Origin of the sequence: Pseudonocardia autotrophica (assembly GCF_003945385.1) — a bacterium.
Taxonomy (GTDB): Bacteria; Actinomycetota; Actinomycetes; order Mycobacteriales; family Pseudonocardiaceae; genus Pseudonocardia; species Pseudonocardia autotrophica.
The window spans coordinates 6,722,885-6,749,010 of sequence record NZ_AP018920.1 but is presented as its reverse complement, the minus strand read 5'-3'; the positions used below and the strand labels follow the sequence as shown (position 1 = coordinate 6,749,010).

27 protein-coding genes and 1 tRNA gene are annotated in these 26,126 nt (G+C 73.6%); 12 read left to right on the top strand and 16 right to left on the bottom strand.

Annotated elements, in window-relative coordinates:
* Positions 1-6 precede the first annotated feature (6 nt).
* Positions 7-1,380 carry a DNA repair protein RadA gene (gene radA / locus Pdca_RS31390; protein ID WP_085910681.1) on the bottom strand — a complete coding sequence of 458 codons (1,374 nt, stop codon included), beginning with the start codon at positions 1,378-1,380 and terminating at the stop codon, positions 7-9.
* On the bottom strand, positions 1,377-2,084 hold the full coding sequence (locus Pdca_RS35875; RefSeq protein WP_158092019.1) for a copper chaperone PCu(A)C domain-containing protein: 708 nt from the start codon (positions 2,082-2,084) through the stop codon (positions 1,377-1,379). Before Pdca_RS35875 ends, radA begins: the two co-directional genes overlap by 4 nt.
* A gap of 342 nt (positions 2,085-2,426) precedes the next feature.
* On the opposite strand from Pdca_RS35875, the gene Pdca_RS31385 reads away from it, so the two are divergent.
* From Pdca_RS31385 to ispF, 3 genes are read left to right on the top strand one after another with little or no spacing between them, the layout of a single operon-like run.
* Positions 2,427-2,918 (top strand): CarD family transcriptional regulator, encoded by a 492-nt coding sequence (locus tag Pdca_RS31385; protein WP_085910376.1) that lies wholly within the window; start codon positions 2,427-2,429, stop codon positions 2,916-2,918.
* Between the two features lie 10 nt (positions 2,919-2,928).
* Positions 2,929-3,639, top strand: a complete 711-nt coding sequence (gene ispD, locus Pdca_RS31380; protein ID WP_085910377.1) for a 2-C-methyl-D-erythritol 4-phosphate cytidylyltransferase — start codon at positions 2,929-2,931, stop codon at positions 3,637-3,639.
* On the top strand, positions 3,636-4,121 hold the full coding sequence (gene ispF, locus Pdca_RS31375; protein ID WP_085910378.1) for a 2-C-methyl-D-erythritol 2,4-cyclodiphosphate synthase: 486 nt from the start codon (positions 3,636-3,638) through the stop codon (positions 4,119-4,121). The genes ispD and ispF overlap by 4 nt, the downstream gene beginning before the upstream one ends.
* Here the strand turns inward: ispF and Pdca_RS31370 are convergent.
* Positions 4,112-4,537: a VOC family protein gene (locus Pdca_RS31370; RefSeq protein ID WP_166665873.1), complete on the bottom strand. Its 426-nt coding sequence runs from the start codon at positions 4,535-4,537 to the stop codon at positions 4,112-4,114. The genes ispF and Pdca_RS31370 overlap by 10 nt on opposite strands.
* A 67-nt stretch (positions 4,538-4,604) precedes the next feature.
* Here Pdca_RS31370 and cysS point away from each other — a divergent pair, with 67 nt between their 5' ends.
* Both cysS and rlmB read left to right on the top strand, forming a co-directional pair.
* Positions 4,605-5,996 carry a cysteine--tRNA ligase gene (gene cysS, locus Pdca_RS31365; protein WP_085910379.1) on the top strand — a complete coding sequence of 464 codons (1,392 nt, stop codon included), beginning with the start codon at positions 4,605-4,607 and terminating at the stop codon, positions 5,994-5,996.
* A gap of 14 nt (positions 5,997-6,010) precedes the next feature.
* Positions 6,011-6,988, top strand: coding sequence for a 23S rRNA (guanosine(2251)-2'-O)-methyltransferase RlmB (gene rlmB / locus Pdca_RS31360; protein WP_085910380.1), 978 nt, complete (start codon positions 6,011-6,013; stop codon positions 6,986-6,988).
* 16 nt (positions 6,989-7,004) lie between these two features.
* Here the strand turns inward: rlmB and Pdca_RS31355 are convergent, their stop codons facing one another.
* Together Pdca_RS31355 and wrbA are read right to left on the bottom strand one after the other, a co-directional pair.
* Positions 7,005-8,264, bottom strand: a complete 1,260-nt coding sequence (locus Pdca_RS31355; RefSeq protein WP_085910381.1) for an MFS transporter — start codon at positions 8,262-8,264, stop codon at positions 7,005-7,007.
* Complete coding sequence (gene wrbA / locus Pdca_RS31350; RefSeq protein ID WP_085910382.1) at positions 8,261-8,884, bottom strand: NAD(P)H:quinone oxidoreductase; 624 nt, start codon at positions 8,882-8,884, stop codon at positions 8,261-8,263. The genes Pdca_RS31355 and wrbA overlap by 4 nt, the downstream gene beginning before the upstream one ends.
* A gap of 101 nt (positions 8,885-8,985) precedes the next feature.
* Between wrbA and Pdca_RS31345 the strand changes: the two genes are divergently transcribed.
* Positions 8,986-9,354 carry a winged helix-turn-helix transcriptional regulator gene (locus Pdca_RS31345; RefSeq protein ID WP_085910383.1) on the top strand — a complete coding sequence of 123 codons (369 nt, stop codon included), beginning with the start codon at positions 8,986-8,988 and terminating at the stop codon, positions 9,352-9,354.
* 9 nt (positions 9,355-9,363) lie between these two features.
* Here Pdca_RS31345 and Pdca_RS31340 read toward each other — a convergent pair whose 3' ends face one another.
* The 3 genes from Pdca_RS31340 to Pdca_RS31330 are packed head-to-tail and all read right to left on the bottom strand — an operon-like array spanning position 9,364 to position 12,082.
* The gene (locus Pdca_RS31340) at positions 9,364-10,209 is read right to left on the bottom strand and encodes a metal ABC transporter permease (RefSeq protein ID WP_085910683.1); all 846 of its coding nucleotides are present in this window, start codon (positions 10,207-10,209) and stop codon (positions 9,364-9,366) included.
* Positions 10,209-11,039: a metal ABC transporter ATP-binding protein gene (locus Pdca_RS31335; protein WP_085910384.1), complete on the bottom strand. Its 831-nt coding sequence runs from the start codon at positions 11,037-11,039 to the stop codon at positions 10,209-10,211. Before Pdca_RS31335 ends, Pdca_RS31340 begins: the two co-directional genes overlap by 1 nt.
* Entirely contained in the window at positions 11,036-12,082 is a 1,047-nt protein-coding gene (locus tag Pdca_RS31330; RefSeq protein WP_158092020.1) for a metal ABC transporter solute-binding protein, Zn/Mn family, read from the bottom strand. The genes Pdca_RS31335 and Pdca_RS31330 overlap by 4 nt, the downstream gene beginning before the upstream one ends.
* 150 nt (positions 12,083-12,232) lie before the next feature.
* Between Pdca_RS31330 and Pdca_RS31325 the strand changes: the two genes are divergently transcribed.
* Positions 12,233-13,336: a LacI family DNA-binding transcriptional regulator gene (locus Pdca_RS31325; protein WP_085910386.1), complete on the top strand. Its 1,104-nt coding sequence runs from the start codon at positions 12,233-12,235 to the stop codon at positions 13,334-13,336.
* Positions 13,330-14,163 (top strand): MOSC domain-containing protein, encoded by an 834-nt coding sequence (locus Pdca_RS31320; RefSeq protein WP_085910387.1) that lies wholly within the window; start codon positions 13,330-13,332, stop codon positions 14,161-14,163. The genes Pdca_RS31325 and Pdca_RS31320 overlap by 7 nt, the downstream gene beginning before the upstream one ends.
* Here the strand turns inward: Pdca_RS31320 and otsB are convergent.
* From otsB to Pdca_RS31305, 3 genes are read right to left on the bottom strand one after another with little or no spacing between them, the layout of a single operon-like run.
* The gene (gene otsB, locus Pdca_RS31315; RefSeq protein ID WP_085910388.1) at positions 14,141-14,977 is read right to left on the bottom strand and encodes a trehalose-phosphatase; all 837 of its coding nucleotides are present in this window, start codon (positions 14,975-14,977) and stop codon (positions 14,141-14,143) included. The genes Pdca_RS31320 and otsB overlap by 23 nt on opposite strands.
* Entirely contained in the window at positions 14,974-16,425 is a 1,452-nt protein-coding gene (locus Pdca_RS31310) for an alpha,alpha-trehalose-phosphate synthase (UDP-forming) (RefSeq protein WP_085910389.1), read from the bottom strand. Before Pdca_RS31310 ends, otsB begins: the two co-directional genes overlap by 4 nt.
* A gap of 52 nt (positions 16,426-16,477) precedes the next feature.
* Positions 16,478-17,959, bottom strand: coding sequence for a threonine/serine exporter family protein (locus tag Pdca_RS31305; RefSeq protein WP_085910390.1), 1,482 nt, complete (start codon positions 17,957-17,959; stop codon positions 16,478-16,480).
* A gap of 150 nt (positions 17,960-18,109) precedes the next feature.
* On the opposite strand from Pdca_RS31305, the gene Pdca_RS31300 reads away from it, so the two are divergent.
* Positions 18,110-18,181: transfer RNA gene (locus Pdca_RS31300), tRNA-Thr, on the top strand.
* Positions 18,182-18,227: 46 nt separating this feature from the next.
* Here Pdca_RS31300 and Pdca_RS31295 read toward each other — a convergent pair.
* Positions 18,228-20,279 (bottom strand): heavy metal translocating P-type ATPase, encoded by a 2,052-nt coding sequence (locus Pdca_RS31295; protein WP_085910391.1) that lies wholly within the window; start codon positions 20,277-20,279, stop codon positions 18,228-18,230.
* Positions 20,272-20,652, bottom strand: a complete 381-nt coding sequence (locus Pdca_RS31290; RefSeq protein WP_085910392.1) for an ArsR/SmtB family transcription factor — start codon at positions 20,650-20,652, stop codon at positions 20,272-20,274. Before Pdca_RS31290 ends, Pdca_RS31295 begins: the two co-directional genes overlap by 8 nt.
* A 16-nt stretch (positions 20,653-20,668) precedes the next feature.
* On the opposite strand from Pdca_RS31290, the gene Pdca_RS31285 reads away from it, so the two are divergent.
* The gene (locus Pdca_RS31285) at positions 20,669-21,001 is read left to right on the top strand and encodes a hypothetical protein (protein WP_125911631.1); all 333 of its coding nucleotides are present in this window, start codon (positions 20,669-20,671) and stop codon (positions 20,999-21,001) included.
* A 321-nt stretch (positions 21,002-21,322) separates the two neighbouring features.
* On the opposite strand, the gene Pdca_RS31280 is transcribed toward Pdca_RS31285, so the two are convergent.
* Positions 21,323-22,213, bottom strand: coding sequence for an alpha/beta fold hydrolase (locus tag Pdca_RS31280; RefSeq protein WP_085910394.1), 891 nt, complete (start codon positions 22,211-22,213; stop codon positions 21,323-21,325).
* Positions 22,214-22,299: 86 nt separating this feature from the next.
* Between Pdca_RS31280 and Pdca_RS31275 the strand changes: the two genes are divergently transcribed.
* On the top strand, positions 22,300-22,836 hold the full coding sequence (locus tag Pdca_RS31275; RefSeq protein WP_085910395.1) for a CGNR zinc finger domain-containing protein: 537 nt from the start codon (positions 22,300-22,302) through the stop codon (positions 22,834-22,836).
* A gap of 9 nt (positions 22,837-22,845) precedes the next feature.
* Here the strand turns inward: Pdca_RS31275 and Pdca_RS31270 are convergent, their stop codons facing one another.
* Positions 22,846-23,709, bottom strand: coding sequence for a helix-turn-helix transcriptional regulator (locus Pdca_RS31270; RefSeq protein ID WP_197719859.1), 864 nt, complete (start codon positions 23,707-23,709; stop codon positions 22,846-22,848).
* 56 nt (positions 23,710-23,765) lie between these two features.
* Between Pdca_RS31270 and Pdca_RS31265 the strand changes: the two genes are divergently transcribed.
* Positions 23,766-25,322 (top strand): AMP-binding protein, encoded by a 1,557-nt coding sequence (locus Pdca_RS31265; RefSeq protein ID WP_085910397.1) that lies wholly within the window; start codon positions 23,766-23,768, stop codon positions 25,320-25,322.
* Here Pdca_RS31265 and Pdca_RS31260 read toward each other — a convergent pair.
* Positions 25,301-26,098 (bottom strand): hypothetical protein, encoded by a 798-nt coding sequence (locus Pdca_RS31260; RefSeq protein ID WP_085910398.1) that lies wholly within the window; start codon positions 26,096-26,098, stop codon positions 25,301-25,303. The genes Pdca_RS31265 and Pdca_RS31260 overlap by 22 nt on opposite strands.
* Positions 26,099-26,126: the final 28 nt, after the last annotated feature.

The following is a 26,126-nucleotide window of genomic DNA, read 5'->3' as shown; positions in this document are numbered from 1 at the left end:
CCGGGCTCAGCGCAGCCGGTCCATGATCTGCTTCAGCGACGCCGCCTCGGTGATCCGCATGCCGGTCGAGCCGACCTCGGAGTCCGGCGGGACGATCGCTCTGGTGAAACCGAGCCGGGCCGCCTCCGCGAGCCGTCGCCCGATGCCGTGCACCCGGCGCAGCTCGCCGGCCAGCCCGAGCTCGCCGAGCACGACGAGATCGGCCGGCAGTGCGATGTCGCGCTTGGCGGAGACGACGGCGAGCGCGACCGCCAGGTCCGCGGCCGGCTCGGTGATCTTCATGCCGCCGACGGTTGCGGTGTAGACCTCGGCGTCGTGCAGCTTCAGCCCGCCCCGGCGTTCGACGACGGCGAGCAGCATCGGCACCCGGGAGGGGTCCAGTCCGGTCACCGCCCGCCGCGGGCTGGGGATGTTCGCCCCAGCGACCAGCGCCTGCACCTCGGCCAGCAGCGGCCGCCTGCCGTCCATCACCACGGTCACCGCGGTACCCGGCTGCACGCCGTCCCCGCCGTGGCCGAACCGGCCGAGGAAGAGCCCGGACGGGTCGGGCAGCCCGACGATGCCCGAGTCGCGCAGCTCGAAACAGCCGACCTCGTCGGCCGGGCCGAACCGGTTCTTCACCCCGCGGACCATGCGCAGCGCGGAGTGCTTGTCGCCCTCGAACTGCAGCACCACGTCGACGACGTGCTCGAGCACCCGCGGGCCCGCGATACCGCCGTCCTTGGTCACGTGCCCGACCAGCAGGACGGCCAGGCCGCGCTCCTTCGCGAGCGCGGTCAGCCCGATGGTCACCGCGCGGGTCTGGGTGACCCCGCCGGGGGTGCCGTCGACCCCCGCGGTGGACATGGTCTGGATCGAGTCGATCACCAGTAGCGACGGCTTCAGCGCGTCGACGTGCCCGAGCACCGACTCCAGGTCGGACTCGGCGGCGAGATAGAGCTCGTCGTGCAGTCCACCGGTCCGCTCGGCCCGCAGCCGGACCTGCCCGGCGGACTCCTCACCGGAGACGTAGAGCACCCGGTCCCTGGCCGCGACGCGCGCCGCGACCTCCAGCAGCAGGGTCGACTTCCCGACGCCGGGCTCACCGGCGAGCAGCACGACCGCACCGGGTACCAGTCCGCCGCCGAGTACCCGGTCCAGCTCGTCGACGCCGGTCGGGCGGGCCCGTGCCGCGTCGAGCTCGACATCGGCGATCCGGCGGGCCGGCGTGCTCGGGGCGCCCGCGACGACGGTCCGGCCGTTGCCGCGCGGCGCCTCGATCTGTTCGAGGCTGCCCCACGCCTGGCAGCCGGGGCAGCGCCCGACCCACTGCGCGGTGCGGTGATCGCACTCGGTGCAGCGGTAGCCACCCGAGCGGGACGCCCGGGTCCGGGTGGTCAGTTGCCGGCGGCGCCGCCGGCGCCGCTGCCCTCGTTGCCCGGGGCGGACTCGACGCCCTCGCCGTCGGTCACCGAGGTGTCCTGCTCCTCCTCGGCCGGGAGCTCCGGCGGGGCCGGAGCGGCCTCGGCCTCGGCGGAGAAGTCGTCCCGCTCCGGGGTGCCCCCGACCGGGAGGTCCTCGGTCGGGATGGCGGCGGGGACATCGGCGGTGACCGATCCCGCGCGCTCGAAGACGAACGTGATCTCGATGTTGTCGGCCGAGCCGATCGGCTGGGTCAGCCCCTCGAGGGTGATGTCCAGCGGGCGGCTGGTGGTCGGTGTCAGCGGGAAGTTGGCCGCCGAGACGAGTGCGACGTCCTGCGGGAGCACGGGATCGCCGTCGATCAGGACGTTCGCGGCGGCCGGGGAGCTGACCGACACCAGCCGGTCGGCGACGCTGCCCGAGTTCACCAGCGTGGCGCGCAGCGGCGCCGAGGTGCCGCGGGCGTAGAGCGCGGCCTCGCTGGCGGGCGACTCGGGATAGGCGATCTGCACGTCCCGCAGGTCGACCGAGCCGACCGAGGCGTTGACGCCGTTGGTCGCGGCGACCTGCTGCGCGGTCTGCGAGAGCTGTCCTGCCCCGCAGCCGCTCAGCAGCAGGCCGGTCAGTGCGACGGCTCCGGCGACCCCGGCCAGGGTGCGGACGGGGCGGCGGTTGCGGCTCACGGTCGGCGTGTCCTTCCTGCCGGCCGGGAGCTGCTCCCGGCACGCGTACGACAAGTGTGGACCGGCGCGGAGGAGCCGCCCGATCCGCCCGGGATCCTAGTCGGGTGCCCCGGGCCGGTGTGCGGTCGGGCGTCCGCCGGTCGGTGCCGTCGGGTGCGTGACGGTCCGGTGGAGCGCAGGTGACGGGCTCGGGCCGGGTCCGGTCGGGCGCCCCGTCACACCTCCGGGAACACGTTTACCCGGTGTTGTCAACCCCCTGACCTGCGATGACGGTGAAAGCCGCCCACCGGTCCGTCCGTGCGGCGTGTTAATCTGGACTCAGCGAAAGGGGCCAGAGGACACATGGTTTTCAAGGTCGGAGAGACCGTCGTCTACCCGCACCACGGTGCCGCGCTCATCGAGGCGATCGAGATGAGGACGATCAAGGGCGAGGAGGTGCAGTATCTCGTCCTGAAGGTTCAGCAGGGAGACCTGACGGTTCGCATTCCCGCCGACAACGTCGAAGTCGTCGGTGTGCGGGACGTCGTGGGTCAGGAGGGTCTGGATCGGGTCTTCGAGGTGTTGCGTGCGCCGCACACCGAGGAGCCCACGAACTGGTCCCGGCGCTACAAGGCGAACTGGGAGAAGCTCACCTCGGGCGACGTGAACAAGGTCGCAGAGGTCGTGCGTGACCTGTGGCGTCGCGAGAAGGATCGGGGACTGTCCGCAGGCGAGAAGCGCATGCTCGCCAAGGCGCGTCAGATCCTGGTCAGCGAGCTCGCGCTGGCCGAGGGCACCGACGAGGAGCGGGCCGAGATCCTGCTCGACGAGGTGCTCGCCACCGCGAACGCCTGAGCGTCGCGGCGTGAGTGGATCGCCCGTCGTCGCCGTGCTGCCTGCGGCGGGGTCGGGGGTCCGGCTCGGCGCCGGGGTGCCGAAGGCGTTCGTCGAGATCGGCGGCGTGCCCATGCTGGTGCGCGCCGTCGACGGACTGCTGTCGTCCGGCGTCGTCGGCCACGTCGTGGTCGTCGTGCCGGTCGAGCAGCTACGTGATGCGGTCGGGTTGCTCCCGGACCGGCCGGTGACGGTCGTGCCCGGTGGCGCCGACCGCACCGCGTCGGTCGCGGCCGGTCTGGCCGCGATCGGACCGGACGCCGAGGTCGTGCTGGTGCACGACGCCGCACGTCCGCTGACTCCCGCCGGTGTCGTCCGGCGGGTGGTCGATGCCGTGCGGGCCGGTGCACCGGCGGTGATCCCGGTGCTGCCGGTGACCGACACCGTCAAGACGGTGGACGACTCCGGGACCGTGGTGTCCACAGTGGATCGTTCCGCGCTGCGTGCGGTGCAGACCCCGCAGGGCTTCCGGGCCCGTGAGCTTCGTCTCGCCTACGCGCGCGGTCCCGATCCGGCGACCGACGACGCCGGCCTGGTCGAGGCACTCGGCGAACCGGTCGCGACCGTCGCGGGCGATCCGCTCGCGTTCAAGGTGACGACCGGCTGGGACCTGCGATTGGCCGGGCTGCTGCTCGAGGACGCATCGGCACACCCGGCCGGAGGAGCACGGAGCATCGGATGAGGGTCGGGATCGGAACCGACGTGCACCCCGTCGAACCGGGCCGCGACTGCTGGGTCGCCGGCCTGCTGTGGGCCGGTGTGGACGGCTGCGCCGGGCACTCCGACGGTGACGTCGCCGCGCACGCGCTCTGCGACGCGCTGCTCTCCGCCGCCGGTCTCGGCGATCTCGGGGCGGTGTTCGGGACCGGCCGCCCGGAGTGGTCCGGTGCCTCCGGCGCCGCGCTGCTGGCCGAGGTCCGCAGGCTGCTCGAACACGACGGCTGGACGGTCGGGAACGCCGCGGTCCAGGTGATCGGGAACGACCCGAAGATCGGCCGCCGGCGCGCCGAGGCCGAGCGGGTGCTCACCGGCATCGTCGGCGGCCCGGTGTCGGTCTCCGGTACGACCACCGACGGTCTCGGCCTCACCGGGCGCGGCGAGGGCCGGGCAGCGGTGGCCACCGCCCTGCTCCTCGCCGCTCCGGGGCCGGCCGCTCAGGGATAGGCGGTCGCGGTCCGCTGCTGGATCTGCTCGGGATCGAGCTCCTCGTTGCGCGCCGCGACCATCCAGACGTGCCCGTACGGATCGGCGATCCGGCCGGCCCGATCGCCGTACGAATGATCGGCGACCTCGAAGACCACCCGGCCGCCGCCGGTCACCATCGCCGCCGCGACCGCGTCCGGGTCGTCGACGTACAGCGCGAGGATCACCGCGCCGGCGCCGGTGGGCGCCTGATCGACGTCGTCGGCGTCCTTGACGGCCCACACGGCCGGACCGGCCCGGAGCAGGGCGTGCACCACCCGGCCGGATCCGTCGGTGTAGCGCTCGAGGAGTTCCGCGCCGAATGCCGCGGCGTAGAACGAGATGGCCGCGTCGGCGTCGGACACCACGAGTCTGGGATGGAGCTGCTCAACGGTCATGGCGGACACCTTGCCGCTCGGGCACCGCCGGTGTAGTGGACGAATCGGAGAGCCGTACCCTGGTGATGTGAGCCTCAGACTTCTCGACTCAGCGACCAGGGAGCAGCGTGACTTCACGCCGCTGCGGGCCGGAGCCGTGTCGATGTACGTCTGTGGCGCCACCGTGCAGGGCCTGCCGCACATCGGTCACGTCCGGTCGAGCCTCAACTACGACGTGCTGCGGCGCTGGCTGAGCCACGCCGGGTACGACGTGACGCTCGTCCGCAACGTCACCGACATCGACGACAAGATCCTCCGCAAGTCCGAGGCGGCGGGCCGTCCGTGGTGGGAGTGGGCCGCCACCCACGAGCGGGCCTTCACCGCCGCCTACGACGCGCTGGGCTGCCTGCCCGCCTCGATCGAGCCGCGCGCGACCGGGCACATCACGCAGATGACCGACCTGATCCAGCGGCTGATCGACCGCGGGCACGCCTACGCCGCGGCCGGTGACGTCTACTTCGCCGTCCGCACCCTGCCCGAGTACGGCACGCTCTCCGGCCAGAAGGTCGACGACGTCCACCAGGGGGAGGGGCTCAGCGGGAACAAGCGCGACTCGCTGGACTTCACGCTCTGGAAGGCGGCGAAGCCGGGTGAGCCGAGCTGGCCGACCCCGTGGGGGCACGGCCGTCCCGGCTGGCACCTGGAGTGCTCGGCGATGGCGACCGCGTACCTGGGCCCGGAGTTCGACATCCACGGCGGCGGCCTGGACCTGGTGTTCCCGCACCACGAGAACGAGCGCGCCCAGTCGCACGCGGCCGGTGACCCGTTCGCCCGGTTCTGGCTGCACAACGCGTGGGTGACCATGGGCGGCGAGAAAATGTCGAAGTCGCTTGGCAACACGCTGCAGATCGAGTCGCTGCTGCAGCGCGTGCGCCCGGCGGAGCTGCGCTACTACCTGGTCGGCCCGCACTACCGCTCGGCCATCGAGTACTCCGACGCCGCACTGGACGAGGCGGTCGCCGCCTACCGGCGGATCGAGTCGTTCGTGAACCGGGTCCGGGAGCGGCACGGGCTGCCCGAGCCGTCCGCGGGCGTCCCGGCCGAGTTCGCCGCCGCGCTGGACGACGACCTGGGCACCCCCGGTGCGCTGTCGGTGATCCACAAGCTGGTGCGGGAGGGCAACTCCGCGCTCGACGCGGGCGATGCGGGGACGGCGTCGCGGGCGGCGTCCTGCGTGCGTGCCACCACCGGCGTGATGGGCCTGGATCCGCTGGCCGCAGGCGGTGTCGCCGAGGAGTCGGGTGACAGCGCCCGGGAGGCGCTGGGCACACTGGTGGAGTCGATGCTGGAGCGCCGCCAGGCGGCGCGCGCGGAGCGCGACTTCGCCACCGCGGACCGGCTCCGCGACGAGCTGCTGGCCGCCGGGATCGCCGTCGAGGACGGTGCCGGCGGCTCCACCTGGACTCTCAAAGACGCTTAGGACGCCCGATAACGATGGCTGGCAATTCCAAACGCCGCGGAGCGATCCGCAAGGACGGCACCAAGAAGGGGATGGTCGTCGGCTCCGGCGGCCAGTCCCGCCGCGCGCTGCGCGGCAAGGGGCCGACCCCGCCCGGTGACATGCGCCCCGGGCACCCGAAGCAGAAGGCCGCCGCCCGCCGGTCGGCCCAGCAGGAGCAGCAGCAGCGCCGCCGGCCGGTGGCCGGCCGTCGTGGTGACGGCGAGACCCCGGAGACGGTGCTCGGCCGCAACCCGGTCGTCGAGTGCCTGCGTGCGGGCGTCCCGGCGACCGCGCTGCACATCGCCACCGGCATGCCGGCCGACGACCGGGTCGCCGAGGCGATCGCGCTGGCGGCGGGCGCCGGGATCTCGATCCTGGAGGTTCCGCGCAACGATCTCGACCGGATCGCCGGTGGGGCGCTGCACCAGGGGATGGCGCTGCAGGTCCCGCCGTACTCCTACGCCCACCCCGACGAGCTGCTCGAGCGGGCCGCCGACTCCGGCCGGCCGGCACTCGCGGTCGCCCTGGACGGCGTCACCGATCCGCGGAACCTCGGCGCGGTCGTCCGGTCGGTGAGCGCGTTCGGCGGGCACGGCGTGATCGTCCCGCAGCGCCGCGCCGCCGGGATGACGGCGGTGGCCTGGCGGACGTCGGCCGGTACCGCCGCGCGACTGCCGGTGGCGCGGGCCACGAACCTCACCCGGACGCTGCGCGAGTACGCCTCGGCCGGACTGATGGTCGCCGGCCTGGCCGCCGACGGCGACGTCTCCCTCGACGAGTTCGATCTCGCCACCGGGCCGCTGGTGCTGGTGACCGGATCGGAGGGCAAGGGCCTGTCCCGGCTGGTCCGGGAGACCTGCGACGTCACGGTCTCGATCCCGCTGGCCGCCGCCGTCGAGTCGCTGAACGCCTCGGTCGCCACCGGTGTGGTGCTGGCCGAGGTGGCGCGCCGCCGCCGCATCGGCAGCTGACGGCGGCACGCCCCGCTCAGGTACGCACGGCCCCGGCGGCCTCCAGCCGGCGCAGCCGGAACGCCACGACGACGACGAGTGCCGCCGTCGTCGTCACGACGAGCGGGGTGGCGTGCCAGCCACCGACCGCCTGCGCCAGCGCGCCGACCGCGACCGGACCGGCGACCATCCCGATCCCGATGCCCTGCACCACCAGCCCGTTCGTCACCGGGACCAGGCCGGAATGCGGGGCGAGCACCGGCACCCCGGCGAGTACCGCTGCCGGCAACAGCCCGCCGACCCCGGAGAACACCAGCGCGCAGGCGTAGCCGGCCGCGAAGCTCAGCGCCGGTGCGTACACCCCGATCGCTGCCACGCCCATCACCGCGGCGGCCACCGCGATCAGCAGCCACCGCGGGATCCCGCGCCGCAGCAGGATGCCGGCACCGAGATTCCCCAGCGCGTTCATCAGCACGACGGCCGCGGTCAGCAGACCGGCGGTGGCCGGGGTCAGGCCCTGCTCGGCGTACACCGTCGGGAGGAACCCGGCGACCGCCACGAACTGCAGGGAGTACCCGGCGAAGGCGAGCGCGAGCAGTCGCGGCCCCGGTGCCCGCACGGCCGTGGCGATGTCGCGGAACGCGGCACCGGCCGGCCTGCCTGTGCTGGTCCTGCCTGTGCCGGTCCGGCTCGCGCCGCTCCGGCCGGTGCCGAGCATCCGGACGGCGAGCGCCGCGACGGCGACCAGGATGACGGCGTTGACCAGCCAGAGTCCGCGCCAGCCCGCGGCGGCCACCAGGAACGGTGCGACCAGGATCATCGCCGCCTGCCCGCCGGGCATGTAGGTGCCCCACAACCCGAGTGCGACGCCGGAATCGCGCTCGGTGGCGGCCCTGGCGACGAGCGAGGGGGCCGCCACGGCGACCACCACGAACCCGGTGCCCTCCACGACGGTGCTGATCAGCAGCATCCAGGGTCCGGTCGCTGCGGCGCCGGCCGCGCTCCCCAGCGCGACGACGACGAGCCCGGCCGGCACCGCGCGCTCCGGGCCGAACCGCCCGGTGACCACGCCGACCAGTGCTCCGGTGAGTGCCGCGACCAGGTTGAAGCTGCCGAGCACGGCGCCGGACAGCGCGGCGCCCATGCCGAGCTCGGCGGCCACCGTGGGCAGGGCAGCGGCGAGCTTGCCGACCTGGAAGGCGACCACCAGCCCGGCCGAGACCAGGATGGCGATGACACTCCAGTCCGTCCTCGTGCCGGGGGCGGCCGGCACCGTCCGGCCCGCCCGGGTGGTCACGGGGCGACCGCGAGCGAGCGCCCACGGGCGAACGTGGCCGTGACCTCGGCGAGGCGCCTGCCCTGATAGCGGGCGGCGGCGAGCACCTCGTCGGTCGGGGTGCCGGAGCCGTCGTCCAGGGCGCTGACGCCGTACGGGTTGCCGCCGGCGGCGTCGATCGCGGGATCGGTGTAGCCGACCGGGACGATGAACGAGCCCCAGTGCATGAGCGACTGGTAGAGCGCCAGCAGTGTCCCCTCCTGGCCGCCGTGCGGGCTCCCGGCACAGGTGAAGGCGCTGACCGGCTTGTCCGCCAGCAGGCCCGCCGACCACAGCCCGCTGGTGCTGTCGATGAACTGGCGGAGCTGGGAGGCCGCGGCGCCGAAACGGGTCGGGGTGCCGAAGAGGAACCCGTCGGCCCAGGCGAGGTCGTCGAGCGAGGCCTCCGGTACGTGCGCGGTCTCGTCGAGATGGGCACGCCAGCCCGGCACACGATCGATCACCGAATCCGGTGCGAGCTCGGCGACCCGGCGCAGCCGGACGGTGGCACCTGCCTCGGCCGCTCCGTCGGCCGCGGCCCTGGCCAGGTGGAACACGTTGCCGGTCGAGCTGTAGTAGAAGACGGCGATCTGGGCGCTCATGGCGGGTCCCCTCGGACGGTGCGTGTCGGACCCGGCAGAAGCTATCAGAGAGAAAGTCACTTACCAAAAGGTATTTGCCTACCGCTGGTATCGTGGTTCCCATGGCGCACCGGTACGACCTCGGCGAGGGCTTCTGCCCGCAGTACCACCACGCCGTCGAGCTCATCGGCCGCCGGTGGAACGGCGCGATCCTGCGCGAGCTGCTGCTCGGCTCCACGCGTTTCGGTCAGATCCGGGAGGCGATCCCGCAGCTGACCGACAAGATGCTGGCCGGTCGGCTGCGCGAGCTGGAGGCCGAGGGCGTGGTCAGCCGCACCGTGCACCCGGAGACTCCGGTGCGGATCGAGTACGGACTGACCGACAAGGGGCGCGACCTGGAGGGGGCGGTCGCGGCGCTGAGCCGGTGGGCCGACCGGTGGGTGCCCGAGTCGGAGGCGCTGCTCGTCGAGGCTCCCGCCGGGCGGTCCTGACCGGCGGTCTCAGGCGCGCGCGACGCTCCGGCCGCGCAGCCGGGCGACCAGCCGGCACAGCAGGTAGGCGACGAAGCCGATGGTCGCCACGTAGGCCGACACCGGCAGCCCCGGCGCCAGCGACAGGATCGTGCCGCCGACCAGGGCCACCTCGGCGATCACCACCGCCACGATCGTCGCGCGCACCGGGTTGGCGGTCACCCGGTTCGCCGCGGCCCCCGGGACGATCATCACGGCCAGCACCAGGATCGCTCCGACGATCGGCACCGCGAGCGCGGTCACCAGCCCGATCAGCACGGCGAAGACGAGCGACAGGGCGCGCACCGGCACCCCGCGGGCGAGCGCGACGTCCGGATCGGTGCTCGCGAACAGCAGTGGCCGGTAGACCACCAGCAGGGTGAGCAGCACCAGCACCGCGACGACGGCGAGCACCCGCAGGTTGGTCCCGTCGACGGCCACGATCGAGCCGGTGAGCAGCCCGAACCGGTTCGCCGAGCGGCCCTCGTAGAGGGACAGGAACAGCACGCCGAGCCCGAGTCCGAAGGCGATCACGACCCCGATCACCGAGTCCCGCTCGCGTTGCCGAAGGCCGAGCACCCCGAAGACGGTCGCCGCGACGACGGCGCCGACCACCGACCCGAGCCCGACCTCGAGCCCGATCAGCAGTGCGGCCGCTCCGCCGGTGAAGGCGAGCTCGGCGGTGCCGTGCACCGCGAACGCCATACCCCGGCTGACGACCAGCGGGGTGAGCAATCCGGCGACCAGCCCGAGTACCGCGCAGGCGATCAGCGCGTTCTGTACGAACGGCTCGGCGAGCAGCGCCAGGGTGCCGTCGAAGGAGAACAGCCGGTCGATCACGCCGGGACCCCGCCGTGCTCGGCATGCAGGCCCGCGTCCTCCGCGCCCACCACGACGAGCCGGTCCCGCACCCGCAGCACGTCCACCTCGGTGCGGTACAGCTCGGAGAGCACCTCGGAGGTCATGACCTGCTCGGTCGGTCCGATCCGGAACCGGCCGTCGACCAGGTAGAGCACCCGGTCGACCAGTGGCAGCACCGGATTGATCTCGTGGGTGACGAACAGCACCGCGGTGCCGTCGGTGCGCCGGCGTTCGTCGATCAGCCGGGTCACCGTCCGCTGGTGCGACAGGTCCAGCGAGAGCAGCGGCTCGTCGCAGAGCAGCAGCGCCGGGTCGCCGACGAGCGCCTGGGCGACCCGCAGCCGCTGCTGCTCGCCGCCGGAGAGCCGGCCGACCGGAGCCTCGGCGTACCCGGTGCCGCCGACCGCGGCGAGCGCCCGGTCGACCCGCGCGCGTCGTTCCCGGCGCGCGGCGGGCCGGGCCCAGCCGGGCCCGAACCGGTGCCCGTCCAGGCCGAGCCCGACCAGGTCCCGCCCGCGCAGCGGCAGGTCGGGATCGAGCTGCTGCTGCTGGGGGACGTAGCCGATCTCCGGGCTGCCGCGGCGCGGCGCGGCGCCGGCGACCCGGACCTCGCCCTCGGAGAGGGTGAGCAGTCCCAGCAGGACGCGCATCAGCGTCGTCTTGCCGGAGCCGTTCGGGCCCAGCACCGCGACGAACTCCCCGGGGGCGACGTCGAGATCCAGACCGGACCACAGGGTCCGGTCACCGAACCGCAGGCCGGCCCCGCGCAGGGTGAGCGCCGGGAGCGGCGCGGCCTGCGTGGTCACCGCGAGAGCGCCGCGTTCAGCTCGTCGAGGTTGGTGTTCATCCACTGAACGTAGTCGTCGACGCCGTCGGGCAGCGTCTCGCTCATCTCGACGATCGGGACGCCCGCGGTCTCGGCCGCGGCCCGCACCTGGTCGGTGCTCGCGGACTCGGTCTGGCTGTTGACGATCAGCACGTCGGCCGGGGGCTGGTTGCGGAACAGATCCAGGGTCCGCGCGACGACGGCGGCCGGCGGGTCGGTGCCCTCCTCGACCGCCGAGGAGAACTCCTGCGGCGTCACGTTCTCCAGGCCGGCGGCGTCGAGCAGGTAGTCCGGGACCGGCTCGGTGACGACGACCCGGGCGTCCGGGTGGTTGCGGCCGATGTCGGTCGCCTTCGAGGTCAGCTGGGCGACGCCACCGGAGACGGCCTGCGCGTTGCTCCGGAAGTAGTCGGCCGCCGACGGGTCGATCTCGGCGAGCCGGTCGGCGAGCTGCTGGGCGACCTGCTGCACGGTCGGGAGGCTGTACCAGACGTGTTCGTTGAACGCGCCGTGGTCGTGGGCCTCGCCGTCCTCGTGGTCGTGGCCCTCCTCGCCCTCGTGCGAGTGCCCGGCCTCACCCTCACCTTCGTGCGAGTGCCCGGCCTCGCCCTCGTGCGCGTGGCCCGCCTCGTCGGCACCCTCCAGGCCGGAGGCCTCGACCGCGTCGACGACCGGGGCCCGGTTTCCGGAGGAGGAGATGAGCCCGGTCATGAACGCGTCGTAGCCGCCGCCGTTCATGACGATCAACTTGGCGTCACCGACGGTGACCGCGTCCTGCGGGGTCGCCTCGTAGCCGTGCGGGTCCACGTTCGGCGAGTCGATGATCGACTCGACCTGCACGTAGTTGCCGCCGACGGCGCGGGCGACGGCGCCCCAGGCGTCGGTCGAGGCGACGACGGCGGTCTGCGGGATGTCCGGGCTGGTCGGGGCGTCGATCTGGCCGGAGCCACAGGCGGACAGGCCCAGCGAGAGGGCCGCGAATCCGGCCACCAGCGCGGCCGGGCGGAGCGGGGAACGGGGCACGACCGAACTCCTATCAACGTATCGGCATGTATTTATCGAAAATCGTTCTCAAATTCACTCTACCGTCGTGCCGCGCTGCGAAGATGTGATCCCTGCGCCTGGGCCGGGGCGGGCTTTCACCCGGGTGACGGCGCCGCTACCGTGCGAGGCGTGACCGGCCCCCAGCACACGCGGCGTCCGGCGACGCTCGCGTCGCTGGCCGCCGAACTCGGCGTCTCCCGGACGACCGTCTCCAACGCCTACAACCGGCCCGACCAGCTCTCCGCGCCGCTGCGCGAGCGTGTCCTGGAGGCGGCACGGCGGCTCGGCTACCCCGGTCCGGATCCGGTCGCCCGCTCGCTGCGCACCCGGCGGGCCGGCGCCGTCGGGCTGCTGCTCACCGAGGCGCTGAGCTACGCCTTCCGCGATCCGGGGGCCACCGGCTTCCTCGAGGGCCTGGCGCTGGCCTGCGAGAAGGCGGGCACCGGGCTGCTGCTGGTGCCGGCCAGCCCGGAGCACTCCGACGTCGACTCCGTCTACCAGGCCGGGGTGGACGGCTTCGTCGTCTACTCGGTCAGCGAGGACGATCCGCACTTCCGCGCCGTGCTGCAGCGGCCGGTGCCGACCGTGGTGTGCGACCAGCCCGCCGGCGTCGAGGGCGTCGACCGGGTCGGGGTGGACGACCGCGCGGGCACCCTGGCGCTCGGCCGCTACCTGGTGGAGCTGGGGCACCGGCGGATCGGCGTGCTGTGCATGCGGCTCAGCTCCCAGCGGCACGACGGGCCGGTCGATCCGGAACGGCAGGGGCGCAGCACGTACAGCGTGCAACGGGAGCGGTTGGCCGGCCTGCGGGAGGCCTTCACCGAGGCCGGGGTCAGCTGGTCGGCGGTGCCGGTGATCGAGCGGTTCGAGCACTCCGCGGAGGCGGGTGCCGACGGCGCGGCGGCCCTGCTGGACGCGTACCCGGGGATCACCGCGGTCGTCTGCACCTCCGACATCCTCGCCCTCGGAGCGCTCGGCGAGGCCCGCGAGCGCGGCCTGCGGGTCCCCGAGGACCTGTCGATCGCCGGGTTCGACGGCGTGCCCGAGGCCGACCGGGTCGGGCTGACCACGGTCCGGCAGCCGTTCCGGGAGAAGGGCCGGGAGGCCGGGCGGCTGCTCCTGGAACGCGGCGACCGCAACGTCTCCGAGCACGTCACGCTGCCGACCGAGCTCGTCGTCGGGACCACGACCAGGGCGCTGCGGCAGTCGGGGGAGTTCTTCTCGGGATGGTGAGGCTGACCGGGCTCTTCCGGTACCCGGTGAAGTCGTGCCGCGGAACGCCCGAGGACCGGCTGCTGGTGGAGCGTGCGGGTCTCGCCGGGGACCGGCGCTGGATGGTCGTCGATCCCGGCGGCGTGATGGTCACCGGCCGCAAGCACCCTCGACTGGTCCTCGCGGTGCCGCGGCTGACCGGCGACGGCGGCCTGGAGGTGACCGGCCCCGGGCTCCCGGTGCTGCAGGTCGCCGAGCCGGACCCGGCCGTCGGGGCCGTCCCGGTGCGGGTGCACCGCTCGGACACCGCCGGTGTGCCCGCCGGACCTGGGCCCGACGAGTGGTTCTCCCGGCTGCTCGGCGCCGATGTGCGGTTGGTGCACCTGGACGACCCGGACCGCCGCCGCCCCGATCCCGAGTTCTCCGAGCCGCAGGACCGGGTGTCCTACGCCGACGGGTTCCCGCTGCTGCTCACCTCGCAGGGCTCCCTCGACGCGCTGAACGACCTGATCGCCGACGGCCCGAACGCCGCCGAGGGGCCGCTGCCGATGAGCAGGTTCCGGCCGAACGTCGTGGTGTCCGGGGCGGCGCCGTGGGCGGAGGACGGCTGGCGGCGGATCACGATCGGCGACGCCGCGTTCCGGGCGGTGAAGCCGTGCGCCCGCTGCGTGTTCACCACGGTCGACCCGGAGACGGCGGCCAAGGGCCGCGAGCCGATGGTCACCCTCGCGCGGCACCGCCGGGCCGGCACCGGCGTGCTGTTCGGCGTCAACCTGATCCCCGACGAGCCCGGCGCTGAGCTGCGGCTCGGCGCCGAGCTGAGCGTCACGGAGCAGGCTCGCTCCTGATTCCGTCAGCCCTGATTCCGTCAGCCCTGGTTCCGGCGGCCCTGATCCCCGCAGCCCTGGCGTCGGCGAGCCGGTGCAGCAGCCGTCCGAGCTCCTGCGGATCGGCGACCCGGTACCCGGCCGCGGTGTCGCCGTCGCCGACCTTGATCCCGACGTCGTCCCCGGTGAGCGTGCCGAACACGGTCTCGTCGGTGATGTCGTCCCCGGCGAACAGCACCGGACCGGCCCCGAGCGCCTCGCGCAGCGCGGCCACCGCGGCGCCCTTGGTGGTACGCAGCACGGTGAGGTCCAGTACGTCCTTGCCCGCGGTGGCCTCGATACCGTCGCGCACCCACTCGGCCCCGACCCGCTCCAGCAGCGCGGCACCGGCGGCCGGCTCCATCCCCCGCACGTGCACGGCGGCACCGGCGGGCTTGGTCTCCAGCCGGGAGCCCGGCGTGCCGTCGACGAGCTCGCGCAGGCCCTCGATCAGCGCGGAGCGCCGCCGGGCCTGGGCCTCGTCGAGCAGGCCGCCCCGGCCGAGCAGCGCGGAGAGCTGCGCGTCGAACTCGGCGCCGTGGCTGCCGACCAGCCCGATCGGCGGGCCGAAACCGGAGACGGCTGCGAGATCGTCGCGCCCGCGACCGGAGACGAGCACGACGGTCGTCGCGTCCAGGCCGGCGAGCCTGCGCACCGCGTCGGCGGACCCGGGCAGCGGGCGGGACGCCGACGGGTCGTCGACCAGTGGTGCCAGCACGCCGTCGAAGTCGAGCGTCACCAGCAGCCGGTCGGCGCCGGCGATGCGGTCGAGTGCGGCGGTGAGGCCCCCCGTCACTGCGAGACCTTCACGCCGAGTGCCTCCAGGAACGATCGCGCCCACCGGTCGACGTCGTGATCGAGCACCTGGCGGCGCAGCGTGCGCATCCGCTTGCGACCCTCGTCGACGTTCATGGTGAGCGCCGCGAACAGCGCCTCCTTGACCCCGTCGGTGTCGTGCGGGTTCACCAGCAGGGCGCTGGTGAGCTCGATCGCGGCGCCGGCGAACTCGGAGAGCACCAGCACGCCGCCGTCGTCGTGCCGGGCCGCGACGTACTCCTTGGCGACCAGGTTCATGCCGTCGCGCAGCGGGGTCACCAGCATGACGTCGGCGGTCAGGAAGAACGCGACCAGCTCCTCGCGGGGCAGCGAGCGGTGCAGGTAGTGCACGGGGGGATGGCCGACCCGGGCGAACTCGCCGTTGATCCGGCCGACCGAGAGCTCGATCTCGTCGCGCATCTGCTGGTAGTGCTCGACCCGCTCGCGTGACGGGGTGGCGAGCTGGATCATCACGGTGTCGATGGCCGACTCCGCTCCGCTGCGCGACGTGTCACCACCGGTGACCCGGTTCTCCTCCAGGAGCTCGTGGAACGCGCGCAGCCGTACGTCGATGCCCTTGGTGTAGTCGAGCCGGTCCACCCCCAGCACGATCCGCGCGGGGTTCCCGAGCTCCTCGCGGATCTGCGCGGCGCGCTTCAGGACCGGTTCGCTGCGCGACAGCTCGTCGATCTGCTTGGAGTCGATCGAGATCGGGAACGCGCCGAGCCGGACCTGGCGGCCCCCGTAGCGCACCACCTCGGGATCGCGGTCCGGCGTCGCGCCGGTCAGCTCCTGGGCGAGCCAGTGGAAGTTGCGGACACCGCCGTCGGTGTGGAAGCCGACCAGATCCGCGCCGAGCAGCCCCTCCATGATCCGGGTCCGCCACGGGAGCTGGCGGAACAGCTCCACCGGGGGGAACGGGATGTGCAGGAAGAACCCGATCCGCAGGTCCGGTCGCAGCTCGCGCAGCCGCCCCGGGACGAGCTGGAGCTGGTAGTCCTGCACCCACACCGTCGCGCCGTGCGCCGCGACCCGGGCGACCTCCTCGGCGAACCGCTGGTTGACCGCCGTGTACGCCCGCCACCAGTGCCGGTGGAACTGCGGCTGGGCGACGACGTCGTGATAGAGCGGCCAGAGCGTGCCGTTGGAGAAGCCCTCGTAGTAGTCCTCGACCTCCTGGGCGGAGAGCCGGACCGGGTAGAGCGACAGGCCGTCCTCGACCAGGGGCTCGACGTCGACGTCCGGCACGCCGGGCCACCCGACCCAGGCCCCCTCCCTGGCCCGCAGCGTCGGCTCCAGCGCCGTGACCAGGCCTCCAGGGCTGCGCTTCCATCCGGTACTGCCGTCCGGCCGACGTTCGTAGTCGACCGGCAGCCGGTTGGCCACCACCACCAGATCCGCCGCGGTCACCGGCTCGCCGTTGGTCACATACCCTCCTCGACGCGCGGGCCGCGGGCACGTCCCGGGCCCGCGGCCGAGCCTACTTCGACTCGGCGGGGGAGGCCGGGGTTCCGGCGGCGTCGGAGTCCACCGCGAGCATGTATCCGCTACCGGTGGAGGGGTTGTCCCCGGCGGTCGGCGTCTCCTCCGGCCTGCGCCGCGGGCGGGTCACGAACTGGCCCAGCGCCACACCGGACGCCAGCGCGAGGCCGATCGCCAGCGCGATGGTGACCGTCACCAGTCCTTCCGAGACGCCCTCCACGGCCAGCTGGTAGAAGCCGCGGTAGGCGGCCAGGCCGGGGAGCAGCGGGGTGACACCGGCCAGCGTCACCACCATCGGCGGGGTGTCGGTGCCGCGCCGGAGCAGCCCGGCCGCGAGACCGACGACCAGCGCCGCGGCCCCGGTCGCCGGCACCGCCCCGATCCCGAACACCTGGGTCAGCACGCCGTAGACCGCCCAGCTCGCCGCGCCGACCGCGCCGGCGATCGGCAGCGAGCGCAGCGGGGCGTACCCGGCGAGCGCGTAGAACGCGGCCGCGAGCGCCCCGGACATCACGGACAGACCGAACTGCCCCACGCTGGACGGGAGATCGCCGGACACCTCGATCGGCACGTCGAACTGGAAGCCCAGCTGCAGGCCGAGCACGACCCCGGTGAGCAGGCCGGCCGACAGCAGCGATATCTCCACGATCCTGGCCGCCGCTGTCAGGTAGTAGCCGGTCAGGGCGTCCTGCACGGTGGACACGACGCTCAGCCCGGACAGCAGCACGGTGATCCCGGCCGCGACGATGAACGACGGTCTGGTGCCGGCCGGGAACAGCCCGATCGAGATCAGCAGGATCGTCGAGGCGGTCACCAGGAACCCGCCGAGTGCCTGCTGGAAGAACGACGCGACCCCCCACCGGGCCAGCAGCCTGCCGATCCGGTCGATCACCGCCGTGGTGACGAAGGCCGCCGTCGCGGTGATCGGACCGCCGCCGAGCAGCAGCGCGATGGACGCGGCCAGGCCGGCCCAGCCGAACGTCGCGACCCAGCGCGGGTAGGGGTGCGGGCTGCGCACGACGTCCGACACCCGCGACGACGCCGCGCGGACGTCCAGCTCGCCCGCCTCCAGGTCACGGACGATCTGCTCGGTCTCGGCCAGCCGGGACAGGTCCAGGGTGCGGTAACGGACCAGCCGCATCGTGGTGACCGGATGGGCCGCGTTGCCGCGGTGGCAGCACATCGTGATCGAGGTGAACGTGATGTCGACGTCCACCGCGGGCAGCCCCGCGGCGTTGGCCAGCCGCAGCATCGTCGCCGTGACCTCGTCGACCGACTCGCCGCTGGACAGCTCGATCTCGCCGATCCGCATGCAGAGGTCGAGGACCTGCTGGACCTGGGCGTCGTCGGGGACCTGCGGGCCGAGCATCAGCATCGGCACGGTCGAGGGGCCGGGTGTCAGCAGCCGTTTCGCGTCCCGCCGCAGGGCACCGCGCAGTCGCCGCGCGAACCTGTCGGCGGTCGGGGTGTCCTCGGCCACGGTCGGCTCACCTCTCCTCTGCTCGTGCGGCCTCCCAGGCTAGGGATGCCTTCGGGCCGGGCGACGGCGGCACGGCTGCATGCGTCCTGTGCGACGGGTGGGAAGGCCGGGAGGTTGCGATCGGGGCGGGGAGCTAGGCTGGAATCACCTGCCGGTGTAGCTCAGTGGTAGAGCAACTGTCTTGTAAACAGTAGGTCGTCGGTTCGATCCCGACCACCGGCTCCGCTCCTCCTCACCTGCTCGTCGGGTGCGACCCCGCCGGACTCCGTCAGCCGAGCCGTCGAACCCGTCCGCCGGCCGGAGGGATCGGTGCGCAGCAGGGATCATCCGGTTCGGGTGCCGGAGCGACGCCGATGTGATGCCGCCCACCGCCACGAGGGCCGACGGTGAGCCCGGGCAGGCGCCGGATCCGGGCGGCGCGGACCGCGTTGAGGACGACCAGGACCTCGGCGGCCTCGTGGACGACGACAACGGTGGCCAGGCCGAGCACGCCGAGGGCGGCGAGCGGGATGAGCGTGCCGATGATCAGCAGTGAGAAGCCGACGTTCTGCAGCATGATGGCCCGCGCGCGGCGTGCGTGAGCGAGATTCTGGGGCAGGTGGCGCAGATCCTCACCCATGAGCGCGACGTCCGCGGCCTCGATCGCGACGTCGGTGCCCATCGCGCCCATGGCGATGCCGACATCGGCGGTGGCGAGAGCGGGGGCGTCGTTGACGCCGTCGCCGACCATGGCGACGGGGCGGCCGCGGGCGATGTCGGCCAGCAGCGTGGCCTTGTCCTCGGGCCGTAGTTCGGCGTGGACGGTGTCGATGCCGGCCTGCCGGGCGAGGGAGCGGGCCGTGCGCCGGTTGTCGCCGGTGAGCATGGCGACCTCGATGCCGAGATCACGGATCCGCCGGACGGCGTCGGGTGCCTCGTCGCGCAGCTCGTCGCGGACCGCGACCGCGCCCAGCAGCGCCCCGTCGCGTTCGAGCAGGACCACGGTGGCGCCCACGTTCTGCAAGTGTGTCAGGTCGTGGGCGAGTGGGCCGGGGGCGATCCAGCCGGGCTTGCCGAGCCGCAGGGCCGCCCCGTCCCGGGTTCCGGTGAGGCCGTGGCCCGCCACGGCGGTGACGTCGTCGGCGGGAACGACCGTGATGGCCCGTGCGGGATCTTCGGCTGCGTCGAGGACGGCGCGGGCGAGCGGGTGTTCGCTGCGGGCCTCCAGCGCGGCAGCGACCTCGAGGACCTCGCGCTGTTCGTGCCCGTCGGCGGCCAGGACGTCGACGACCTCGGGCCTGTTGCGGGTGAGGGTGCCGGTCTTGTCGAGGGCGATCGCCCGGATGCGGCCCAGTTCTTCCAGCGCGGCTCCGCCCTTGACCAGGGCGCCGTGCCGGCTCGACGCTCCGATCGCGGCGACGACGGTCAGCGGCACCGAGATCGCGAGTGCGCACGGGGACGCGGCGACGAGGACGACCAGTGCTCGTTCGATCCACACCCCGGGGTCGCCCAGCAGCGATCCGATCGTGGCGATGAGCGCGGCGAGCACCATGATGGCGGGCACCAGTGGGCGGGCGACGCGGTCGGCGAGGCGCTGTCCGGAGCCCTTGCGTTCCTGGGCCTGTTCGACGATGTGCACGATCCGGGCCAGTGAGCTGTCCGAGGCCGGGGCGGTGACCTCGATCTCGATCGCCCCGCCGCCGTTGATGGTTCCCGCGTGCAGGATGTCGCCGGGGCCGGCCTCGACCGGGACGGACTCCCCGGTGATCGCGGAGGTGTCGAGGTTGGTCCGTCCTCTGCGGACGACGCCGTCGGTCGCGGCGCGCTCGCCGGAGCGGAGCACGAGGAGATCACCGACGACGAGGTCGTCGGGGGAGACCGTGACCTCGCGGCCGTCGCGGATCACGGTGGCCGTGGGGGGCACCAGACCGAGCAGCGCTCGAAGTCCGCGCCGGGTCTTCGTGACCGCGTAGCGCTCGAGGCCCTCGGCGATCGAGAACAGGATTCCGAGCAGCGCCGCCTCGGCGATCTGTCCGAGGGCGACCGCCCCGATCGCGGCGATGGTCATCAGGGTGCCGACACCGATGCGGCCCCGGCACAGGCTCCGCAGCGCGCCGGGAGCGAAGGTCGACGCCGCGATGACGGCGGCAGTGAGCTCGATCCCGCCGATCAGGAGCGTCGGCCCGCCGGTCGTGACACCGATCGTCCAGGCGACCGCGATCAGGAGCGCCGCGACGGCGGCGCGTTGCAGCTCCCGGATCTGCCGGACACGGGCAGGTCCCTCGTCGATCTCCGGGGGCGAGCCCGTCGTCGTCCCGGGGCCGCAGCAGGCGTCAGGCACGATCGCCTCCGTCGGCGGGAACGTCCTCGTCGAGGTCCAGCAACGCGCCCAGTACCGTCACTCCTCGGCCGGACAGCCGGTACATCACCATCCGGCCGTCCTTGCGGGAGGTCACGACGCCTGCGCCGCGCAGCTGCCGCAGATGGTGGGACACCAACGCCTGCGAGCCCCCGACGATCCACGCCGTGTCGCAGACGCACAGCTCGTGCCCGGTCAGCAGGGCCATCGCGATCCGCAGTCGCGTCGGGTCCCCCAGTCCTCGTGCGACGCCGGCGGCGGGTTCGAGACCCGCCGCTCCCGGCAGCTGCGCGCGGATCAGCTCCGCGCGGGGCAGGTCCAGGCACAGCAGCTCACAGCGGTCGTCAGCAGGCACACAAACAATCTAATGCTTGTCGATATATTTGTACATCGCGGAGCTCGTTGATCGGTTCCCCTCGTGGTCGCTCGGGGACGTCGCGGCGTTGCCGCCGAACACCATGGTCTCCCTCGAGCAGATCAGCACCCTCGATGCAGACGTGATCTTCGCGGTCTCACAGGACGGTTCCCCGATGGAGGAGATCCCCGGGTGGGGCAACCTGACCGCGGTCCGCAACGGCACCGCACAGCAGCTGGATCTGGGCGGGTCGATCTCGTTGCTGGCGCCGAGCCTGCTGAGCATCGATCACTTCCTCGACACCGCGGAACCGACGTTCGCCGCGATGGACGGAGTCGCGGCGGGGTGACCCGGCGCAGCGGCTGCGGCGCGGGGGCACCCCGCGTGGTGCCGGTTGTTGCCCGGTCGTCCGCTCAGACCTCGTTGTTCCAGACGTCGGCTGCCCAGCGCCCTTCGTCGCCCGGTCGCAGGGCGACCTCGCGCGCCTCGGTGAGCACGAGGCCCCAGTCCGCGTCGCGGCCCGAATCCCACGCCGCGAGCAGGCACGGCTCGCCGAACCCGAGGTCGTTCAGTCGGCGGACGAAGACGGTGTGCTCGGCGGCGCCGCTCGGGCGGTGACCGAGGGCCTGCTCGTCGGACCGGAGGCCGGGCGGGCGTAGCGGCCCGCCCGTCAGGCGCGGCCCGGCTGCAGGTGCCGGCCGAGGAAGTCCTCGACGTACCCCAGCACGGTGTCCGGGTGGCTCTCGATCAGGAAGTGTCCCCCGCCGGGGACCAGGTGGATCTCGGCGTCCGGCAGGTCGGTGGCGAACGCCCGGGCGCCGGCCGGGCCGAAGATCTCGTCGTTCTCGCCCCACACGGCGAGCAGCGGGACCTGCGTCTCCCGGAACCAGGCGTGCAGCTGCGGGTAGAGCGGCGGGTTCGTCGCGTAGTCGCGGAACAGGCTCAGCTGGGCCCGTTCCGCGCCGGGGCGGGCCATCGAGGCGGCGTCGACGGTCCAGGTGTCCGGGTCGACGAGCTCCGGACGGTGCACGCCGTGCAGGTACTGCCACCGGATGGCGGGTTCGCCGAGTGCGGCGCGCGCCGCCGGCTCGGTGTCCGGTCCGGGGTTCTTCGCGTAGGCCCACACCGGCGCCCAGAAGTCCTCGACGAATCCGGCGTCGTAGGCGTTGCCGTTCTGGCTGATCACGGCGGTGACCGACGTCGGCCGGCGCAGCGCGAGCCGCCAGGCGATCGGCGCCCCGTAGTCCTGCACGACGAGCGCGAACCGGTCCACGCCCAGCTCGTCGAGCAGCGCCTCGGTGACGTCGGTCAGGGCGTCGAAGGTGTAGTCGAACGCGTCGGTGCCGGGTGTGTCGGAGTGGCCGAACCCGATGTGGTCCGGCGCGATCACCCGGTAGTGCTCGCCGAGCGCCGGGATCAGTGCCCGGTACATCCGTGAGCTGGTCGGGAACCCGTGCAGCAGCAGCACGACCGGCGCGTCGCGGTGCCCGGCCTCGCGGACGAACACCCGGTGCCCGGCGACCTCGTGATGGCGGTACTCGACCTCGGCCGTCCTCGTCATTCCAACCTCCTATAACTATTTAGATGGTTAGAACCAAGCACGGTCGGCGGTCCGCGTCAAGCCGGACCGGCGGCTACCCTGGGCCGATGCCCGACGTCCGTCCGCTCACCGGGGAACCGCTCCCGCTGGATCTGCTCAACACCCGGTGGATCGAGAGCGGGACCGAGCGGGATCTGCTGGCGACGCCGGAGGGGGCCGCGTCCTGGCTCGCCGGGCACGGGTTCGACGGGCCTGCGGGCGAGCCGGTGACCGCGGCGCTACGGCGGGCCCGCGCCGTCATGACCGATCTGCTGGACGAGCCGGGTACCGGCACCGCGATCGCGTTCGACGAGCTCCTCGCCCGCGGCAGGCTGCGCCGCGGCTACGGCCCCGGCGGCGCCGTCACCCGCCCGGAGACCGGCGACCCGGCCTGGCTGCCGGCCTGGACCGCGGCCGAGGCACTGCTCCGGCTGCTGGAGACGCGCCCGGAACGGGTGCGCCGCTGCGCGCACGACGGCTGTGTCCTGCACTTCCTCGACACCACCCGGAACGGGACCCGGCGCTGGTGCTCGATGGCGTCGTGCGGCAACCGGTCGAAGTCGAACCGGCACTACGCCCGCACCCGCGGCGGGCCGGACGCCTGACCCGGAGGATCAGGGCAGCAGCCGGTACCGGCGCGCCTGCACGACCGCAGCGCGCCGGTTCGTCGCGTGCAGCTTCCCGAGCAGGCTCTTGACGTGCCCCTTCACCGTGTACAGCCCGACGCCGAGTGCGGTCGCGACGTCCCGGTCGCCCAGCCCGGCGGCCACCAGCGCCAGCACGTCGCGTTCCCGCGGGGTGAGACGCACCGCGGGACCGGTGCGGTCGTCCGGCCCGGGCACCAGCTGCTCGGCGGCGGCGCGCACGGCGCCGGCGAGCGGCTCGTCGTCGAGCCGCGCGGCGAGTGCGCACAGCTGCGAGTAGGCGTCCTGCACGCGGGTGCGCAGCTCGGCGGCGTCGTCGAGTCCCTCGTCGCCGGTGCGGACGACGGCGGTCACCGCCAGCTCCTGCTCGAGCGCCCTGGCCTCCTCGACGACGACGTCGAGCACCCGGTCCAGACCCTGGTGCGGGGTCCGGTGCGAGGCGTAGAGCACCGCGACCGGGCGCCGGGCGACCACCACCGGCACCGCGGCGAGCGCGCGCAACCGCTCGGCGCGGATGATCGCGTCGTACCGGTGGGTGATCATGCCGTTCGCGACGTAGTCCGGTACCGCCAGCGCGCGCTGCCGCGCCACGACCCGCCCACCGAGCCCCTGCCCCGGCTCCAGGGTCGTCCCGCGCAGCGGCCCGACGACCTCGCCGTCGAAGTGCTCCAGCAGCACCCCGCCGGGGCCGACCCGGCCGCCGAAGGCGAGCGAGCTGCCGGTGCTCCGCCGGATCCTGGCCAGTGCCCGGCCGATGCTCGCGGGCAGGGTGTTGTCCGGGAATGGGGCCGTGCCGCTACCCCTCGTCGGAGGGTGGGCATCGACGCTCGGCACGACCACAGTCTCGCCCGGTACGAGCGGGGCATTCAAGACGCAGTCGAGGAGCAGTCATGTCGGACGTCGCCGAGACCCTCAGCCGCTGGCTGCAGGAGTACGGATCACCCGGCGCGAACGCGGCGGAGCTGCTGTGCGACCGGCACGACCCGGCCGCCGTCGCCTTCCGGTTCGTCGACGTCGCCGCCGACGGGGACCCGTCCTGCACCACGACCACCTACGGCGACCTCGCCGAGGGGTCCCGGCGGCTCGCCACCGCGCTCGCCGGGCGCGGGATCCGGCGTGGTGACCGGGTCGCGGTCCTGATGTCCAAGCGCCCCGAGCTCGTGCTCACCCTGCTCGCGATCTGGCGGCTCGGCGCGGTGCACGTCCCGCTGTTCACAGCCTTCGCCGAGGGGGCGATCCGGCTGCGGGTGGAGAGCGCAGGCGTCCGGCTCGTCGTCACCGAGCCCGCGGAACGGCCGAAGCTCGACGCCCTGGACGGCCTCGACGTGCTCGTCACCGGGGACGCGTTCGACGAGCTGGTCGCCGGCAGCCGGCCGTGGGCCGACGCCGAGGCGGTCGGTGGCGACGGGGCGCTGCTGCAGCTCTACACCAGCGGCACCACCGGGAAGCCGAAGGGTGTGGTGGTGCCGGTGCGGGCGCTCGCCTCCTTCCACTGTTACCTGCACCATGGGCTCGGCGTCACCCCGGACGACGTCTACTGGAACGCCGCGGATCCCGGCTGGGCCTACGGGCTGTACTACGGCATCGTCGCCCCGCTGCTGGCGGGGCGGGCCAACCTGCTGTTCCGGGGGAACTTCACACCGGCCTCCACGGTGGCGGTGATGCGCACCTTCGGCGTCACCAACTTCGCCGGCGCCCCCACGATCTACCGCGCGCTGAGCAAGAGCGGCGCGGTCGAGGGGGTCACGCTGCGCCGGGCGTCGTCGGCCGGTGAACCGCTCACCCCGGACGTCGTGGCCTGGGGGGAGAAGACCTTCGGGACCCCGATCCGGGACCACTACGGCCAGACCGAGCTCGGCATGGTGATCGGCAACCACTGGCACGAGGACGTCGTGCACCCCATTCGGGACGGTTCGATGGGCCGGGCGCTGCCCGGGATCACCGCGGACGTCGTCGGGGGCCAGATCGCGATCGACGCGACCGCCAGCCCGCTGTTCTGGTTCGCCGGCTACCACGAGGCGCCGGAGCGGACCGCCGAGCGGTTCACCGGGGACGGGCGCTGGTACCTCACCGGCGACACCGGACGGGTCGACCCCGACGGCTACTTCTTCTTCGCCGCCCGCGACGACGACGTGATCCTCGCCGCGGGCTACCGGATCGGCCCGTTCGACGTCGAGAGCGTGTTGATCACCCATCCGGAGGTCACCGACGTCGCGGTGGTCGGACGGCCCGATCCCGAGGGCATCCGGGGCGAGGTCGTCGAGGCGTTCGTGGTCACCGCGGCCGGGGTCACCGCCGACCGGCACCAGGCGCTGGCCGGTGAGCTGCAGGCACTCGTCCGGGACGGCTACTCCCGGCACGCCTACCCGCGGACGGTGCACTTCGTGCCGGAGCTCCCGAAGACTCCCAGCGGCAAGATCCAGCGCTACCTGCTGCGCGACCGCTGAGCATCCGGCGCGGGATTCCGCTCCCGGAACGACCGGACGGCGGCCACGACAGCGGTCGAGACGCCGGCCGGGTCCAGGCACGGGCAGGTCCCGCAGAACGGCGGCGGCCCGCCCGGTGGGGTGGTCCGGAACGCCAGGCAGCAGGCCCGGCGGGACACCGTCATCCAGGGGGCGCCGTCGACGTCGACGGTCCCGACCGTGACGAGCCGGTCCAGATCGGCGCGTCCCAGCAGGTCACGTGTCTGCGTGACGAGCCGGTCGGGATCGCGCCGGTGCCACGACAGGTGCAATGCGCTCAGCGCCACCGCGTGCGCGACCGAACCGCGCAGGACGCGCCGCCCGGCCCGGGTCCTGGCGGCCAGCTCGTCGGCGAGCGGGAGCAGGCTCCCGGTCAGCAGGCCGGCGCAGAGCGCGGCCGGATCGGCCCGGGCCGCGATCCCGGGTTCGGCGAACGCCAGCCAGCCGGGCACCTGCTCGTCCGGGCCGAGCGCGACGTTGCCGGGCCGTGCGTCGAGCAGCGTGTCGAGTTCGTGGAACGCGGCCAGCACCGGGGCGGCCAGCCGCAGCGCGTAGCGGTCCAGCAGCAGCACCGCGGCGACCGCCCGGCCGGGTGCGGACCGGTCGGCGGCGGCCCGGGCCAGGGTGTCGTCCAGCCGGGAGCCGAGCGCGACGGCGGCGGGCGTCCAGCCGGGCGGGCGCCCCGAGCGCGCGACGAACCGGTCGCCCAGCGGGATGCGGGCGACCGGCACGGTGCCGGGGGCCGACGGGAAGATCATCGGGACGGGCCCGGCCCGCGGGGAGCGC

Excerpts from the sequence above, each read along its gene's own strand:
- Pdca_RS31385 (WP_085910376.1), top strand. The coding sequence starts at position 2,427 with ATGGTTTTCAAGGTCGGAGAGACCGTCGTCTACCCGCACCACGGTGCC.
- ispF (WP_085910378.1), top strand. The coding sequence starts at position 3,636 with ATGAGGGTCGGGATCGGAACCGACGTGCACCCCGTCGAACCGGGCCGC.
- Pdca_RS31370 (WP_166665873.1), bottom strand. The coding sequence starts at position 4,537 with ATGACCGTTGAGCAGCTCCATCCCAGACTCGTGGTGTCCGACGCCGAC.
- rlmB (WP_085910380.1), top strand. The coding sequence starts at position 6,011 with ATGGCTGGCAATTCCAAACGCCGCGGAGCGATCCGCAAGGACGGCACC.
- wrbA (WP_085910382.1), bottom strand. The coding sequence starts at position 8,884 with ATGAGCGCCCAGATCGCCGTCTTCTACTACAGCTCGACCGGCAACGTG.
- Pdca_RS31345 (WP_085910383.1), top strand. The coding sequence starts at position 8,986 with ATGGCGCACCGGTACGACCTCGGCGAGGGCTTCTGCCCGCAGTACCAC.
- Pdca_RS31320 (WP_085910387.1), top strand. The coding sequence starts at position 13,330 with ATGGTGAGGCTGACCGGGCTCTTCCGGTACCCGGTGAAGTCGTGCCGC.
- Pdca_RS31280 (WP_085910394.1), bottom strand. The coding sequence starts at position 22,213 with ATGACGAGGACGGCCGAGGTCGAGTACCGCCATCACGAGGTCGCCGGG.
- Pdca_RS31275 (WP_085910395.1), top strand. The coding sequence starts at position 22,300 with ATGCCCGACGTCCGTCCGCTCACCGGGGAACCGCTCCCGCTGGATCTG.
- Pdca_RS31265 (WP_085910397.1), top strand. The coding sequence starts at position 23,766 with ATGTCGGACGTCGCCGAGACCCTCAGCCGCTGGCTGCAGGAGTACGGA.
- Pdca_RS31260 (WP_085910398.1), bottom strand. The coding sequence starts at position 26,098 with ATGATCTTCCCGTCGGCCCCCGGCACCGTGCCGGTCGCCCGCATCCCG.